At 40.2% G+C, this 17,743-nt stretch carries 13 protein-coding genes and 1 pseudogene; 1 reads left to right on the top strand and 13 read right to left on the bottom strand.

Annotated features, from left to right (window positions below; translation table 11 throughout):
* Position 1: 1 nt before the first annotated feature.
* From NYE72_RS14175 to NYE72_RS14150, 6 genes and pseudogenes are all read right to left on the bottom strand, one after another.
* Positions 2-979 (bottom strand): MoxR family ATPase, encoded by a 978-nt coding sequence (locus NYE72_RS14175; RefSeq protein WP_076146115.1) that lies wholly within the window; start codon positions 977-979, stop codon positions 2-4.
* Between the two features lie 133 nt (positions 980-1,112).
* A complete protein-coding gene (locus tag NYE72_RS14170; RefSeq protein ID WP_038570738.1) occupies positions 1,113-2,201 on the bottom strand; it encodes a GerAB/ArcD/ProY family transporter in 1,089 nt (362 codons plus the stop codon).
* A 21-nt stretch (positions 2,202-2,222) separates the two neighbouring features.
* Positions 2,223-3,374 (bottom strand): Ger(x)C family spore germination protein, encoded by a 1,152-nt coding sequence (locus NYE72_RS14165; protein WP_036678233.1) that lies wholly within the window; start codon positions 3,372-3,374, stop codon positions 2,223-2,225.
* A complete protein-coding gene (locus NYE72_RS14160; RefSeq protein ID WP_076146118.1) occupies positions 3,371-4,822 on the bottom strand; it encodes a spore germination protein in 1,452 nt (483 codons plus the stop codon). The genes NYE72_RS14165 and NYE72_RS14160 overlap by 4 nt, the downstream gene beginning before the upstream one ends.
* 133 nt (positions 4,823-4,955) lie before the next feature.
* A pseudogene (locus NYE72_RS14155) lies at positions 4,956-6,125 on the bottom strand (right-handed parallel beta-helix repeat-containing protein); the annotation flags it as partial.
* Positions 6,126-7,094: 969 nt separating this feature from the next.
* Entirely contained in the window at positions 7,095-7,955 is an 861-nt protein-coding gene (locus NYE72_RS14150) for a DUF421 domain-containing protein (RefSeq protein WP_036678238.1), read from the bottom strand.
* A 208-nt stretch (positions 7,956-8,163) separates the two neighbouring features.
* Between NYE72_RS14150 and NYE72_RS14145 the strand changes: the two genes are divergently transcribed.
* Entirely contained in the window at positions 8,164-8,370 is a 207-nt protein-coding gene (locus tag NYE72_RS14145) for a DUF1657 domain-containing protein (RefSeq protein ID WP_036678243.1), read from the top strand.
* Between the two features lie 37 nt (positions 8,371-8,407).
* On the opposite strand, the gene NYE72_RS14140 is transcribed toward NYE72_RS14145, so the two are convergent.
* The 7 genes from NYE72_RS14140 to NYE72_RS14110 form a co-directional block, all read right to left on the bottom strand.
* Entirely contained in the window at positions 8,408-10,201 is a 1,794-nt protein-coding gene (locus tag NYE72_RS14140) for a sensor histidine kinase (protein ID WP_076141688.1), read from the bottom strand.
* A gap of 16 nt (positions 10,202-10,217) precedes the next feature.
* Positions 10,218-11,798: a response regulator gene (locus NYE72_RS14135; protein ID WP_036678246.1), complete on the bottom strand. Its 1,581-nt coding sequence runs from the start codon at positions 11,796-11,798 to the stop codon at positions 10,218-10,220.
* Between the two features lie 172 nt (positions 11,799-11,970).
* Positions 11,971-13,656 carry an extracellular solute-binding protein gene (locus tag NYE72_RS14130; RefSeq protein ID WP_170914248.1) on the bottom strand — a complete coding sequence of 562 codons (1,686 nt, stop codon included), beginning with the start codon at positions 13,654-13,656 and terminating at the stop codon, positions 11,971-11,973.
* 72 nt (positions 13,657-13,728) lie between these two features.
* Positions 13,729-14,625: a carbohydrate ABC transporter permease gene (locus NYE72_RS14125; protein WP_036678249.1), complete on the bottom strand. Its 897-nt coding sequence runs from the start codon at positions 14,623-14,625 to the stop codon at positions 13,729-13,731.
* 29 nt (positions 14,626-14,654) lie between these two features.
* Positions 14,655-15,623: an ABC transporter permease subunit gene (locus NYE72_RS14120; protein WP_036678250.1), complete on the bottom strand. Its 969-nt coding sequence runs from the start codon at positions 15,621-15,623 to the stop codon at positions 14,655-14,657.
* Between the two features lie 244 nt (positions 15,624-15,867).
* Positions 15,868-17,088, bottom strand: coding sequence for an FAD-dependent oxidoreductase (locus tag NYE72_RS14115; protein WP_038570727.1), 1,221 nt, complete (start codon positions 17,086-17,088; stop codon positions 15,868-15,870).
* An 84-nt stretch (positions 17,089-17,172) separates the two neighbouring features.
* Positions 17,173-17,733: a YeeE/YedE thiosulfate transporter family protein gene (locus tag NYE72_RS14110; protein ID WP_232061338.1), complete on the bottom strand. Its 561-nt coding sequence runs from the start codon at positions 17,731-17,733 to the stop codon at positions 17,173-17,175.
* Between the last annotated feature and the right edge of the window lie 10 nt (positions 17,734-17,743).

Here is a 17,743-nt window from a genome sequence, read left to right as displayed (position 1 = left end):
GTCATTCCACCTTTCCGCCTCTTAAGGACGTCACGGGTTCAGCAGGCACCTCAACTTCACGAAGCACTTGCAATACAATATCCGCGGCTTGTCCCTCTCTTGAGCCTAATCCCCGATGAAGCAGCAGACGATGTGCAAGCACGGAAACAGCCACGGCTTTGATATCATCCGGTGTTACATAGGACCTGCCTTGAATAAGTGCATATCCCTGAGCAGATCTAAGCAACGCGCCACTAGCACGTGGACTCGCCCCCAGTTTTACTGCCGTAGAATTACGGGTAGCTTCCGTTATCCGTACGATATAACCTAATAAATCATCACTGATACTTACCGATGCGGCTAAACGCTGTGCGGCTTGAATATCTTGTGCCGTTGCTACAGGAAAAGACTCTTCGAGCGGATTATTCTCACGAAAACGCTGTAAAATATGTATCCCTTCATCGAAGGTAGGATAACCCGTAGTAATCCGCATCAAAAATCGATCTAACTGAGCCTCAGGCAGTGGGAAGGTCCCTTGGTTGTCTATCGGATTCTGAGTAGCAATGACAAGAAATGGTGCTTCTAATCTGTGCGTTACGCCATCGATAGTAATTTGCCGTTCCTCCATACACTCTAATAGGCTGGATTGAGTTCTAGGTGTTGCACGATTAATTTCGTCAGCCAGCAGTATATTAGCAAATACCGGACCTGGTCTGAACTGAAACTCTCCCGTCTTCTGATTGTAATAGTTGATCCCGCTTAAATCAGAAGGCAATAAATCCGGTGTAAATTGAATGCGCTTAAATGAACAATCTAATGATTTGGCAAGAACCTTTGCGAGCAAGGTTTTACCCGTTCCTGGTACATCTTCCAGCAGAACATGTCCATTCGCAAGTAATGCGGTCAGCAGCAGGTCTACTCCATCCTCTTTTCCTACAATGACTTTGGCAAGATTGGCCCTAATAGATTTGATAAGTTCAGTAACTTCTTGAAGATTCATGTGAATGCACCATCCAATCTGAGGATAATTATGTAATAAGTGCTTTAATCATAACAGAAAGCGTACCCAATTTATAATTCACACAAAAAAGGCACTGTCCATAATTAGACAGCCCCCGTCATCCTTTCGATTTTCATTTCACAGTCTTATGCCGATATCGAATGAAAGCTACAATCCCATAAAAGATAGGTATGCTTTCTACGATTAGCCAAATGATCACAATTGCAAAGCTTTTATAGTGTTCGTAATATCTGCCGACGTTTCGTGAATATAAGTATGCTATTGTCACTGAAGCCAGTGTTAAAAGAGGAACGTAAATTTTTTTACCATTAGTATTGAACAAACTCGATAGACATTTTGAAGCTATGTAGATAAGGAAAGAGCTGTGAATAAACATAGATGACGACCATATTCCAATCAAAAGCGGGTCAGTATTCCCTAATAAATTCTCTTCTTTCGAACTACGCACCATCTCAAGAAAAGGATATTGGAGCTGCTGACCAAGATGTGGACCAAAACTCAGCATCGTCAATATCCATCCAATTAAGACAGTGATTGATACATAGAGCTGTGCAAATACCAATCTTTTTAACATCTTTGCTTCAATTTTTAAATCAGGTGCAACGAACAAGAGAACAATCCATTCTCCAAACCATGACATGACCACAATAGAGTCTTTCATGGCGATTCCAGGATCATGATAATGAATAAAAGCTGGTAACATATTAAAATCCGCGTTCGAAAGGAACAAATTAAATAAAATGATCGTGGTTATTAGAAAAATAATAAATAATCCGTCGGCCATATATGTAATCGTTACAAAACCTAGACTTGCTGTGTACATAATCACCAAACCAATTACAAGCTGAATAAACAGCGGCGGAGTTCCTCTTAAATAATTTGAACCAAAGAATAGTACAAAGTTCTCTATATCGTAAGAAACATAATAAACACACCAGCATAGTAGGACCAGTAGCATAAATTTGTGTGGCCATTTGCCAATGATCTCTTTTCCAAAGTGAACCCAAGCTTGATTAGGTCGCAGCTTACCAACATAGATTGTAAACCATAATAAAATCAAGCCTAATAAAGAGCCAACTATTAATGCAATCCAGCCTTGATAGGAGGAACTAGCAATAATAGTTGGAATCAAAAAAATGGTGGTTTGTGAGCTGAAAAAAATAGTGATAAACCGGAACAGCTGCCACTTTGTTGTACGCATAACTTTTCCTTCCTCAGTTCTTTATTTTGCTGTTCCAAAATCTACAATGCGAAAGTCCGTTGCCACCTTAATATCTGCCTCGTGAGTGTAGTAATTATCCCAACGTTCTCTTACTTCCTTCCAAAGTTTCGGATCATTCCATTCCAGTAACATGCCGAGTTGTAGAACATCCGCACCTGCTTCTTGGGATAAACGTATAGCTTCGGTCAGATTAGCAGTAATTTTATCGCTTAGTTTCTCTGTAATGATATTACTGATCTCTTCTAGATTTCTTTTCTTAGGGTCCCTTAAATAAATCACACTAGCTTTTCCTTTTAATTTCACTGTGAACACTGGGCCTTTATCCGTTAGTTTTACTTTCTTTGAAGCTTTGGTGCTAACAAATACAACACTTGCCGCACTTTCTCCTCCATCCCAGGTAACAGAATAAACCGACAGCTTAAGCTTGCCTGCGGCCCATGCCAATGCCCTACCTTCTTTAAGCTTTAGTATTCCCTTCATTTTCTCATTCTGAAACAACATGGCCCCTTGAATGCCTGCCCAATATTGTGGTTTACCTTCTTTTGTAGTTTCCTCTTTTTTACCAAATGAAAGATTATTTATAGCAAACCCAACTCCAGATGCCTCGGCGAACAAGCAGTCCTTGATTGTAGTTGAAAACATATATTTTTCTGTTCCAAAGCTCATTAGTACATCAGAAGGCAATTGTTCGTAGATAGGTGTTAATGTATTCATCTCTTTGGCACTGCCGGGACTCGCCATGACATAGGTTCCAAGGGGAAGGGCTGGCTCTCGTCTAATCCATAACAGAAGTTCACCGATTCCTTGTTCTGCATAAGCTTTCCCTAAGACGATTATTTTTAATTGGGAAAGACTAAGCTGACGTGTTAGGTCTTTTTGGACTAGTAACATGGCATCTGCTATCGTATCTGCGGTCTTGGAAACTGTAGAATAACTATTTCCATCGCCGCCACCACTAGCGGGTTGGCTTGATGAGTTAAGACGATTGGGCAAAGGAGAGTTAATCGTAATTTCAACGGTGCCTGCTTCTTTGCCTACATCTATAAACAAGCCGTATACAAAGGTTAATTCGTCCAGTTCCACCTTGGACGACCAGCAGCCTGTTACATTTAGGAGTAGAAGTATAACAACTCCAATTTTTAGAGTTCTCATTTTTGTTTCTGTCTCCTTAGATTCCTGTTGCTATAAATGTTGCTTCGTTTCTTCATATAGTTAGAGGGAAAACGAGATAATGTGTCCTTCCAGTCTTGTAACACCAAAGGAGCAACGGGTTGTAAATACGGTGAACCTAACGGCCTAAGATTAGCCAGATGCCCGTAAATCAAAAAGGCTGTAATATATACCCCGAGTAATCCCATCGTCCCCCCCATAATCAATAAAGGGAAACGAAGTAAACGAAAAGTCAAACCCAGCTCATAATGGGGAATGATGTAGGTGGCAATTCCGGTAATAGAAACAACAATGACCATTGGAGCAGATACAATTCCTGCTTGTACCGCAGCTTGACCGATGACTATACCCCCAATAATAGAAACGGTCTGGCCCACAGGCTTTGGTATTCGGGTTCCAGCTTCTCTAAGGGCCTCGAAGGTAAGCTCCATGATTAAAGCCTCAGTCAAGGCTGAGAAAGGAATATTCTCTCTGGCAGATGCTATCGTAATTAACAGGTTTGAGGGAATGATCTGAGGATGAAAGGTTGTAATCGCAACATAAAGCGATGGAAGAATCATGGATATGATGGAGAACACAAATCGAACGATTCGAATCCAGCTTGCTGCATAGAAGCTTTGATAATAATCCTCAGAGGATTGTAGCATTGTAAAAAAAGATGTAGGTGCAATCATTGCAGTGGGTGTGCCATCCTGTAATATTCCAATCCGGCCTTCCATTAAAGAAGCTGCCACCGAGTCGGGGCGTTCTGTATATTGAAATACCGGAAATGGTGTCAAGTTCCCCTTCCGCAATTGTTCCGATATATAACTAATGCCCAATATTCCGTCAATTTCTATTTCATTTATTTGCTTTTCAATTTCAGCAAGAACTTCTTTTTTATAAAGACCTTCAATGTATACAACATACACATCGGTTTTTGTATATTTACCAATCGTATAATGAATAGTCTTTAGATCCGGATGTTTAATTTTGTGTCGGAGCAGGGACAGATTCGTTTCAATATCTTCAATAAATGCCTCTTGAGGTCCAATCACCACAAGTTCATTTTGTGATTCCGTGACCGATCTTTTCTGATATTGCGTGATCTCAAAATAATAAACATAAGGAAGCTCCTCAAAACAAAGCACTACTTTTCCAGCGACGATCAGATCTACAGCCTTGTTTACGTCAAACTCCTTAAGATACGGGATTGGAAAAACAGCTCCTCGATCCAGTCGTTCTAAAAAATCAGACCATTTGTGCTCTGAATTTGCTTCATTTCTTAGCGGCAATGCAATATCCTTATGAAGACTCAGGGAATTCACAATGAATGGGATATAGATCAAGTGGCAGGAATGCCCGTGAAGGCGAATGGATTGAAAAACTGCATCACTAGATCCCTCTAGTTGTTCTTTAATTGTTTCAATAATTCCAGACATCTGCAGCATACCTCCAAGATTGTGACTTGTTAATCTGGCTTAGTTTGCCAATGAAATGGAAGGTTTATTCTTATATCAGAGCAAAAAGGCATGAGTCCGGTATAGTACCGAACTCATGCCCATCAAACCCCTAGATTTCAAATCAAGGAAATGTAGCACCAATATTAGTTCCGCTAGGTGTTCCAGATCCGATTAGGTCGCTACCCCCAGTTAATTTGAGGAAACTGCCCAGACTAAAAGATCCATCAGCATTTCGCACCACTGAAGGCGTAAGACTTACAAAATCAGCGGCACTGGCTACCAAACCCTTGGCATTGGTACTTGCATTACTCTTCCACCACACATTAGTACTTAGAATATCGGTGCCACTTGTTTTATCGCTCGATCCTCCTGCAAAAGACAAGTTGTTCGTAAATTGGTGAGTACCGGTATCAAAAGCAAAGTTACTCTGTCCGTTACTCCAAGAAGTATTATTTGTTAACTGGATGGAACCTGGATTACTGTTGTAAGTGAATCCGTGTTTTTTATTTTGAAATGCGATGCTATTCAGTACAATGTGGTTTACTGCAATCTTTTCACCACCTAGTTTGAATCCATTCCCATCGCTGTTTGCCGTTGAATTTCCATCTGAGGTCTGTCCGTTCTTATAGGAGATACTATTCTTGATCGTCACCACTCCGATGGGGCCTGTTTCTGATTTACTGTAAAGATCCCAGCCGTCATCTGTATTCCATGCAGCTATACATTTATCAAATACGTTACCAGGACCTATAGTCAGCTTAGCAGCAAAACCATCAGCGTCTTCTCCATTATCTGGATCATAATTATCATGAGAGTATACTCCAATGATTTGATTATAGCTCGGCCATTGACTCATGCTGGTCAGAGATGAAGCATAACGGCTGATTTGCAGTCCCGAATCCCGGTTATGATGGGTTTCAACATTCTCAATAATGTTATAGTTCCCGCCAATAAAGAGCCCATTGTCTCCTGAGCCTCTTATCTCTAATCCTTTTACCTTCCAGTAGTTACCGTATATCTGCAAACCACGTTGAGCTGGGTCAAATGGCTGGGCGTAAAAATCCAGTATAGGCTTCTCAGTCCCATATGCAGCGATGTTCTTTCGTAAGTTAGAGCTTCCGCTATTATCTTGTCCAACAATTATTGTTGAAGAATACGTGTAAACCCCTCCACGCATATAGATGGTTTCCCCGGGGGCTACCTTCGTAATCGCTGAGGCCAGTGTGGTTGGACTACCAATTGTTCCTGCGTTGCTGTCCAGACCATTAGGGGCTACATAAATCGAGCCTGCAATTGGTGTTGCAGTTGGAGTGGCGGTTGGAGCTACTGTCGCAGTGGGGGTTGCGCTTGCTGTTGGAGTAGCCGTAGGAGCTACCGTTGGTGCAATTGTTGGTGCTACGGTAGGCGTAGATGTCGGAGTGCCCGTTGTGATATCGGAGACATTGATATTGTCGAACTTCGCTGCTGTCTTATAAGCTACAAGTCCAATACCTCCTGCTGTCAAATTGTTATCGTGTGCATTTAACTGCAAAACATCATTTACATACATTTTAAGCGAATCTCCACTAAGCTCCAGCCTAACTGTATAGGCAGTTCCAGTGGTTATAGGAAAATCAGTTTTACTAGCCAGTGTTGAACTTGAACCATTCACCTTTTTTCGTATTTCAAGCGTCCCACCATTACTGTTAGACAGAGATGCAGCATAATAGTTATTTCCGTCAACATAGCGCCCGCACACATAAGTTCGATTAGTTCCATTGAAATTATCAATCTTCACATCGGCTTGAACACTGTAATCTGTCCACGTGTTGCTACCGGAGAACGAACGTCCTTCGTTTTGACTGGATTGATAATACATATGATTGCCACTCTCTTCAACTACAGACCAAGTTCCTGTTGTACTCGTCCAATTGTCGGCATTTCCATTCTCAAAATCATTGCTAAAAATATTTGCTGCCTGTGCGGTAGGGTTACTCCATACCAAATTACCTAGAACCAGCGAAGTTGTAAGCGTAACCATAATTCCGAATGAAAATTGTCCTTTTAGTTTCACGTGAACATCTTCCTCCTTGTTTTTGTGATTTAAATAAAAAGCGAGGACATTCCTCCAATCCTGTGTCATCTATAACTCCAGCCTAATCTCAACTATAATTAATATTTTGAAGTTGTACAGCTACTTTGTGCCCATATTATTACATTTATTTAAATTAATATAAAAAAAGCACCCTCGATCTCACTCGAGAGTGCCTTATCTATACCCTTAGTTTTGAATTAACGGTTTCAAAACCTTCAGTGAAGCTTGCAATTGCTCCGAACATTGTTCATACATTTTTTTAGCTTTTTCGTTATCTGTTGATAAACTGAACATCTCTAAATCAGCTTCACACTTTTTCAGCAAAGCATATAATTGTGGCTTATCCTGCGGCTGTGGGACTTTAAAGTTATCGGCATACAAATCGACTGTCAGCTCACCATAAGAATCAACTTGTCCAAGAAACACATTTTCAACAGTCAGACCCATTTTTTCAAGGGCACCATCAAGCCAGCTTCGCGTTAGATTTAGAGTATCTAATGGTTTGTCGAGCACTTTACCATCCATAATGACAACTTGTGACTCTTTCTCTGGAGCAACCTTTATACCCAATTGCTTAGGGGTTAGCGGCTGATTTTCACTCTTAAGTAAAACATTTATGGCTCCATCAGATTCCATAATCGCAAATTCCACTTCCGATATATTGAAAACGTCTTTTTTGCGTAACTCCTCCAGCAGTTCATCTGTGGTTAAACGTTCTTTTTTCATGTGATCTTCGAGAATTTTCCCGTCCTTAATTAGTACGGTAGACTTGAAATCAATAAAGTCTCTTGCTTTTTTACTCTTCATCTGAAGGTATTCGATCCCTAAAGAACAAGCTACCCATACAATTAGTGCAATGAGCCCTAAATGCCATAACTTATCCGTATCCAAAGAAATGTAAGCGGCTAAGCTGCCGACGGTTATCCCCGTAATATACTCGAAGAACGAGAGCTGCGATACTTGTCTCTTTCCCAGTAATTTTGTTAAAAAGAAAAGTACAACCACAGCAAAGAGCGTTCGAACTATAACCTCCAACCACTCCGGCATTACAAATACCCTCCTTTTTGAATCAAAGCTTGTTTACTAACACTCATTATTTGTCAATAAAGCCGCATTCACTCCGGAATTTCACTACTTATTTATGGAAAATCCTCTATTACTACAAACATGAATTTTTTTCCTGCATAACGATAGATGCATTTGAGGACAATAGCAATCGTCATGCTAATAATCCAACACAGAGGAGAGAAACTCAATGACAGTAGCCTCACAAGTAAAAACATGTTTATCTTCTTTAAAAGGTGCTCAAGCCAGTCTTGAACAATTTGCACTAGAAACACAAAACGAGAGTGCAAAAACCTTGTTCACAAACGCAGCTGAGCAAACACAACAAATCGTAACTCAAGTAGAGAACCGGGTAACCGAATTAGAGTCCGAAGAGCCTCAATATAAAGGGTTCTAATTAAAGCTAAAGGGGTCTTAGGCTAGAAAAACTAGCTTTAAGACCCCTTTTCATCATGTACAATATTCGAACGAATGCCACGCATGCCCTTATTAGCCGGAATAAGTATCTGAACAGAAGTGCCAATTCCGACACGACTAAAAATGGTTACGCCATACTCAGATCCATATTGCAGTTTAATCCGCTGATCCACATTACGGACCCCATAACCTGTATTCGTATGGCCCTTTGGATCAAAAATTTGATCAATACGTTCCTGTCTCATGCCGATTCCATCATCAATGATGCGGAACAGAATATCATTGCCCTCTTTACGCCCAACAATGCGTAAATGAATGTGGTCACCACACCAGGCGTGCTTCAGCACGTTCTCGATAAATGGTTGTAGAATCAGTTTTATGGTCTCATAAGGCCAGATTTCTGTATCAAAATCAAACATAACTTCCAGACGATCACCGTATTTAATTTTCTGAATTTCTAAATAAGCGTTTGCTTGTTCAATTTCAGTGGGGACCGGAATCATGGTACGTCCTTCATTAAGCGTCAGGCGATAAAACTTCGCTAATTCCAGCACCATCTGCTGCAGCTTTTCATTTTGACCAAACTTGGCTAATTGAATAATAGATGACAACGTATTATATAGGAAATGAGGATTGATTTGTGATTGTAGAATTTCAAGCTCTGCTTCCTTCTTCTGGAGCTGCGTCAAATATACTTCTTTAATCAACATATCGATATTCTCGCCCATATCATTTAACGCGGTTGCAATCTGAGAGAATTCATCCTTGCCTCGATAGGAAATACGCTTGTGAAGATCACCTTCCCGATAGGCATTCAGCACGTACACGAACTTATTAATCCGAATTGAAAAATATCGGGATATAAATATGCCGACAAAACTAAAGACAACACAACAGATGAGACACATTAAAATAATAAACAGTCGTACCTTCACTGCATCCTGTTCAAGTATCGTAATTGGAACTAGCGCGTTTAATTGCCAAGCTTGGTTAGAAACCGTAACTGTTTCACTAATCGTCAGGTAATCCTTATTAAGTTCGGCTTCATTGGTATAGTGCTCTGGTAGTTCTCCCGATTGGTACATCGTTCTTCCGAACTCGTTTTTTAAAATTAGAATACTTCCTTTTCCTATCTTCGTATAATTCACACTATTAAACAGATCTGGAATGCCTACATTAATCCGCAAGAAGCCAATCTCCTTAGGCACGAGAGGGTCGTATGTATCTATTAATCTACGGAGCAACGAGATCCGATTATTTTCTACATCGCGCTCGATCTGCCACCATTTCATAGTCTCCGCGTATTTCTCGGTTGGAAAATCATAATACCAGGATTTCCCTTCAATCCGTTTCATATGGTAAAGATGATAGAAGCTACTATTATCCAGATAGCCCTCAAGTGAATTCGAATAGATCTCAGGAATGGATTCATTCTTTAAAAATAGCGACATCCCAATCCTCATACCCGTTGATTGAATAGCTACGTCCAGCTTTGGAAGTACCTTCATAGACATCCTATCATAATTTTCCCAGCCTTCTTCATAACTTCGCAAATTCCGATAGAAATCATAATCACTATATAATTGCGTTGATATCCGAATAACTTCCCCCATTTTATAATCAATATTATCGCGAATCTGCAACAACGTACCTTTAATATTCGAACTTGTATGCTCGCGTAATGAATCATTGTACATAGAGTGAGAGACAAAACCGATCACGGATACAGGGATAATAATGAAAAAAATATAGGTCAGCATTAATTTATACCCTATCGGCACATACTTATGTTTTCTTCTTGGTTGTTTCATGCAACATCATCCCCCATCACTTCTCCCGCTTACGATACTCCATAGGTGTCATACCATAGGCTTCTTTGAACTGTCTGCTGAAGTAAGGAAGATAACGGTAACCTACCTGGCTCGCGATTTCATAGATTTTACACTTCGGATCTTTCAAAAGCTTGCCTGCTTGTTCCATTCGCAGCTGAATGAGTACTTCGCTGAACGTTTTCCCAGTTTCCTCTTTAAATAGATATCCCAAATAGTTGGGTGAGAAAGAGAACTGCTGTGCAATATCCTTTAACGTAAAATTCTCGCTCATCTTATCCTTCATCATTTGCATAATTTCTCTAATCAGTTTATTGTTCACTGACTCTGTTTTGCTTCGTAGGTACTCGGATATTTCAAACGTTTTGAGTACAAGCCAAGAGCGTATATCACTGATCGTATCGAATTGAAGCAAAATATCTAAACTATGTAACTCCATACCTAAGATTTCAAATAAATCCTCGCTAACCTCCTTCAACTGCTGATCCAGCTTCCATATAATATACATGGCTAGATTATGAATCGTAAATTTAGATCTTAGACTACTCACGGATCTGAACAGCTTATCGATCTCATCATAAATAAGGACTAACTCATATTCTTTCATCGCTTTAAAAAGCGTATCCATACGGGTATCCAACGTACGGGCATCAATCATTCCAGGTTCGCTGCTAACCGTTTCATACATAATAAGTTTGCCTTTGCCAAGAAACATCTTTCCGTCAACGGCTTCCATAGCTTGCCGATAGGAGGTGTGGACCTGTTCCATAGCAAATGTAGGCTTCCCTACACCTACGGTCATAGTGACAGGAAATTTTGTACGAATCGAGTCATAAATTTCTTCAATAAACCTCTCCATCTCCTGTTCGTTAATCAACAACGCGATTCGATAAGACGATACCTTATAGCAATGAGGCATCCCGTGCTTCTGAGCAATTGTATTCACTTCATATAGAAAGTCCTTGGACATTAGATGTTTAGTTAGATTATCCTGTTCTTGAAACCAGTTGAAATAGTCCAGCTCCAAGACCGCCACACGTATAGGCCATTCCAGCTTATCCAGACCGTAGGATTTCATAAGCTTCAACATTCCAGCTTGAGTATCCCCCTCCCATTCCCCTTCAAACAAGCGGATCAACAAATCATTTTTGGCCATAGGAATCATATGCTGATAAGCTTCTTCAACGTCACGCCGTTTACTTTCATCATCTAAATCCTGCTTAACTTTCTGAAGTGCAGCAATAAGTTCCTTGTCATCCATTGGTTTAAGGACATAGCTATACGCTTTTAGCGAAAGCGCCTGTTTCACATAACTGAAATCCTGGTAACCGCTTACAAAAATCACACGTATATCGTTTTTTTTCTCTATGGCAATCCGAGCCAGCTCTAGACCCGACATATTCGGCATATTCACATCACTAACAATAATATCAATAACATGCTGTTCTAAAATATCGCATGCGGTAAACGCGTTATTCGCTGCCTCCACGACCTGCATACCCAGTTCATTCCAAGGAATGAATTGTCTCATGCCTTCAAGATCAAGCATCTCATCGTCTACTAATAATACGTTGTACATCAACACAATCCTCCTTTGAAATGTTTTTAAACCAACCTGCTGAATTCTACTAACCAATCTTTTTCAGTATACCATTCATTCTCTTACCTAACAGCTTATAAAGCAATGAGCACTAGAAATGGGACGTAAAAACGAAGGCTCGCTAAATAGCAAACCTTCGTATTACAAATTATTATTTACCTAAAGCTTTCTTATTTTCTGTCCATACTTTTGTTACATAATCGAGGAATTTCTCATAGCCAACCTTGATAGAATCTTCATGTGCTTTATCAAGAATTGCTAATGCTTCTGCATCAGTCTTCGCATACATAGATTTTGCTCTTGCTGTTAACCAGATATCTCTGACACTTTGTCTAATAATACCTTCTTCACTGTCTGGAGCCGGATCCCAATTCAGGAACTCCGTAAAGTCACCTTGTGAAGCCCAAGTTACTTCCATCTGCCAACGGTTACTAAAGTCAATCTTGTCAGCTGGAAGGGTTTGCAACATCATTTTCTTTGTATTATCCAAGAAAACTGTATTACCTACCCATACCAAGTCACCGGCTTTTCCGCTAATTTCGGACAGAGCTTCTGGCTCATTCAGATACTTATCTTTATTAAATTTAGGAGTAAGTCCATCTGCTTCAAATCCATCCCAATAACCATCTGGTCCTGGAGGACCCCAGTTAAGAACCATAGAACCTTCTGGTCCTGTCATCCAGTCAAGCATAGCGAATACAGCCTCTGGATTTTTAGCGTTTTTAGTGATTGTAGCAACGTTCCAACCTAACTGATTGTACGTTCCTGGAGTAATCTTACTTTGATCCAAACCAGCTTTGTAAATCGGTTTAATAAACATATAACCAGCTTCTGGATCCGTCTTCTTCATCTCTTCATCAGCAGTGGCGAGCAATTTCATTGGATCAAAAGTCGCAATAACAGCAAACTTGCCATTCATCGCTTTCTCTCTAATTTGATCTTCTGTTTGTGTATTCGCATCCTGCGTCATTAGCTTCTCACGCATTAATTTAGCAGCAAATACAACAGACTCACGGAATCCTTCATCCTTGTATATCGAACCCATTTTGTCGCCATCAGGTACGGCGTATATTCTAGTATACGACAGATTATTCTCTTTAAAAGAGGAAAATAACTGGTCAATTCCGTTACCATCTCTCGCTAAGCCTGTCTCGAACGGAATAACGTCAGGGAACTTCGCCTTAACAGCATTTAAATATGCATACAAATCATCTGTCGTTTCTAGCTTAGGAGAACCAAGCTCTTTGTAAATCTTCTTATTAATAGCATAACCGGCATTTCCGTTTGGTTGAGTTGTATAATAATTCGGCAGCTGATAAATCTTCCCATCAGGGGAACGAAGTAATTCCAAATGTCCAGATGTTAGGTATTTCTTAAAGTTTGGATATTTATCAATATATTCATCTAAAGGAACTAGCATATCCGCTTGGCGAAGACGTTCTACGTCAGCACCTTTCTCGGTCCACACAATATCCGGCAGCTCGTTACCAACGATCATCGTTTGCAGCTTTTGAGCGTTATTACCACCAGAGCTAATTCCTGTGACATTAATCTTCAGATTATCTAAAATCCATTTAGAAGCAGCATCTTTGCCCCATTTCGGCATTTGATACCAGCCGTAATTTCCGTAGAATGAGACTTCAAGCGGTTCTTTCCCTAATTCATACAAATCAGCCGCGGGAGCTTCAGTTGCTGTGTTGACCGCTGTTCCTCCTTCTTTCTCTGGTTCAGCAGTTGCCGCTGGAGCGCTTGAATTGTTGCCACTACAACCCGCCACCAAAGTCGTTAATAGCAAGGTAGACATCATACCGAGAAGCATCTTTCTCTTAGTCTTCAATGTATTTTCCCCTTTCAATTTGTAATCTATGTTCAAAGCAATACGCTCTAAACCCAATCTCATTCTATCATCCTACTCTTTTAATGATCCGACCAAGACCCCTTTAACGAAGAATCTTTGTAGGAATGGATACACACATACAATCGGAATGGTTGCAACCATAATCGTAGCCATCGTTAATGACTTCGAGGTTATTTTCTTAGCCGAGTTAATATGAGCAATGGAGCTTGCATCTACATTAGACAGCTGTTCTGAAGCAATATTAGAGAACAGTATCTGTCTTAAGATGGTCTGAATCGGCATTAACTCCTCTTTCGTAATGTAAATACTCGCTACGAACCACTCATTCCAGTGATTTACTGCTGTGAACAAAGATAATGTTGCTATAACTGGCCCCGACAAAGGAAGTACGATGCGGACAAAAGTCCCCCAATACCCGCAACCGTCAATCTTTGCTGACTCCTCTAAACCTTGTGGAAGACCTTGAAAGAAGGTCCGGAATATGATCATATTCCATACGCTGACCAGTGCAGGAATAATAAACACCCAAAATGAGTTGAAGAGACCTAAACTTCTGATAAGCATGTATGACGGAATGAGTCCCCCACCGAAATACATAGTAATGATACACATAATCATGTAGTATTTGCGACCCATCAGTTCACGCTTCGACATTCCATAAGCGAATATCGAAGTGGCCAGTATCGCTGTTACTGTACCGATTACCGTCCGCAATGTAGCAATGACGAATCCACCCATTAGACGGGAATCTTCAAAAACGATCTTATAATTCTCAAGCGTGAACTCACGGACCCAGAAAGTAACTCCGCCTTTCGAAGTATCCATCCCCTCATTAAAGGAAATAACAAGTGAATTCCAAAATGGATAAAAGGCGGAAAATGCCAGTAAAGTCAAGAATACATATATGAATCCTATAAATATTCGATCTCCTATATTAATACGTTTCATAGTTTGGTCCCCCTATATTGAGTAATTCATTACCACAAGCTGTTCCCTGCTCTTCTGGCAATGAAGTTGGCAAAGGTAAGTAATGTCACGCTGATCACGGCCTTGAACAATCCGATAGCAGTCGCATAGGAGTACCTGAAATTGTCTATACCGACACGTACAACATATACATCAACTGAATCTGACACTTCTCGTAGTGCTGGATTAGAAGCTAGGATCAAAATATCTTCGAATCCTGCATTCACCAGATTACCGATTGCCAAAATCATAAAGATGATTACAACTGGCATAATTGAAGGCAACGTAATCAAATATATCTGTTTAAACCGACTTGCACCATCCATCGAAGCCGCTTCATATAAATGCGGGTCAATACCAGCAATGGCAGCTAAATAGACGATTGAAGCAAATCCAATTTCTTTCCATACATTGGTTGTAACTAAAATGCCCCAGAAATATTCAGTCATGGAAAGGAAGTTGATCGGTTCATCAATAAATTTCAATTTCTCAAGCAGCATATTTATACTGCCGTTATCTACAGATAACATCGAGGTAACCATTGAGCCGATAACTACCCAAGATAAGAAGTGAGGCAAATATGTAACGGTCTGAATAACCCGTTTAAAGAACATCTTACGAACTTCGTTCAGCATTAACGCCAAAATAATCGGTGCAGGAAATCCAAAACAAAATTTCAGTAAGCTGATGATGATTGTATTTTTCATAACCACTTCAAATTCAGGTGCATTAAAAAAGTAAATAAAGTGCTTAAAGCCAACCCAGTCACTGCTAATAAAACTATTCCCTAACTTGTAATCCTGGAATGCAATTAGAATCCCATACATGGGGATATAGGCAAAAATAAAAACTAGAACAAGTGCTGGTAATACCATAAGCTGTAGATCTATTTGCTTAAAAAAGCGTCTGATCCCGCTAGTTCGTTGCTTGTTGAGATTCGGTCCGGATCTCTTGTCTGGTGCGACGCTTGCGTTCGCCATAGGTGAATCCTCCTTGTGATGATTTTGAAGATATGTACAGATAATTAATGTCCTTTCTCCCTCCGCTATAGTTGCAACATTTATAAAATAATCATAAGGTTTAAGCGCTTTCAAAAATATATGACAAAACAACTATTATTGATACTTTGACACTCTCTTGCATTAGCTCGTCTCATATTCCTTAAGCTTGAATAAAAAAAGACACATACAGAGATAACATCTGCATGTGTCTTTGACTTTCTCCTTAATTAGCAAGAGTACTCAGTATTTCTTCATTTATCTTTTCAGTAATTACTTTTTGGACCTTCCCATTATCCAGATAAACAATAGAAGGAACTGAATCTATTCTTAGCTTGGCAGCAAGTCCGGGTGACTTATATACATCTACCTTTGTGACCCTGACATCCGAATGGGATTGCTCAAATCCTTCAATTAGAGGCAATAACTCCCGACAGGAAGGATCTGTGGCATTCCATAAATAAACAACGGATGATTTACCTTGATTTAGAATTTGATGCTCATAAACCTCACATTCAGATATATACTTCTCTGCACCGTACCCTGCAATGGCACCATCGCCAACAGCAGTAGCAACTTGTTTAAGAAACTTATCGCACACATCTCCCGCTGCAAAAACACCAGGGATATTCGTTTCCATTTTCTCATTAATAAATACATAACCATTTCGATTCAAATCTACTACACCTGATAAGATTTCTGTGTTCGGGGTGTATCCAATAAATAAGAAACATGAATCGACCTTTACGTTTTGCAGTTCATTAGATTTTAAATTTTTCAGGACGACGGAATTCAAACGTTCCTCACCTTCGAAAGAACTTACCACCGTATTCCACATGAATTCCATTTTAGGGTTTTCTAGTGCCTGCGTTTTGGCAATTTCATTACAATCCATTTTCCCATGATCATGCATGACAGATACGATCACTTTATCAGCAAACTTAGTTAGAAACATCCCTTCCTCAATAGCTGCATCACCACTGCCAACGACCATAACTGTCTTCCCCGTATTTGCCGCAGCGTCACAGGTTGCACAGAAGGAAATCCCTTTATCATATAAGAACATATCTTCATTAGCTGCACCTGTAATTCTTGGTTTTCCTCCACTGGCTATGATAATGACTTTACACTCATATCGTACCCGAAAGGTCTCCACTACTTTAATGTCTTCTACTACCGAGACAGATTTGACATCTGTCATTTTGAAATCAACACCAAATTTTTTGGCTTGTTTATGAAATAATCCCATAAGGTCTGTTCCGGTCGTTCCTTCAGGAAAACCAGGATAATTTTCTATTTCATTAGTATAAGTCGCAAGACCGCCTACCAGCGATTTTTCCAAAAGGAGTGTCTTCAATTTTGCTCGTCCACAATAGATCCCTGCTGTTAATCCAGCAGCCCCGCCACCGATAATGACGACATCATACTGTTCTGTCTTCTTTTCCATTTCAATTGTCCCTCCTGTGTAGATTTTGATTTCAATAAAATAGGCTGACTCTCGTCAGCACTATAAGCTCAGCCTATTTCACTTTTACATAAAGAATTTGGCTAATAATTTACTGCCTATAAATGCACCAACCAGCAGGAACAATCCAAAAATCCAGCCTGAAAGCGATAAAGAAGCTATAGCCGTAAATAATGCACCTATATTACATCCATTAGCCAGTCTAGCTCCGTACCCCATGAGCAACCCACCAAGTACAGCCGCCACTACCTGCTTTTTGGACTTAATTTTCTTAAGCTTGAACTCGGAAGCAAACAATGTCGCTGCTAATGCACCTAAGATAATCCCTACATTTCGAATGGACCCACCATCATTTAAAAATCCGGAAGATAATGTTTTTTGAGCTTTCTCCGTACTAAAGTAAGCCCAGTTATCTACATTTCCTCCTACCAGTCGATACGCCCAAGCTCCCCAGTCCGCGAAGGCGCTGGTTACTCCCCATCCTTTTGAGAAAACAGCCAGATGTGCTGTAGCGAACACAGCCAGAAGTACAGCTCCAGTTACATAAGTAAACGGTTCTTTGAGCAATTGCTTGTAAAAGCGGTTAGACGATATCTTCAACCAGAATTCGTTCACCGTTTCATTCACCGTCCTTTCC

This window comes from Paenibacillus sp. FSL L8-0333 (assembly GCF_037965665.1).
Lineage (GTDB): Bacteria > Bacillota > Bacilli > Paenibacillales > Paenibacillaceae > Paenibacillus_AQ > Paenibacillus_AQ odorifer.
The sequence above is the reverse complement of the archived record's forward strand: the minus strand, read 5'-3'. Positions and strand labels throughout refer to the sequence as shown.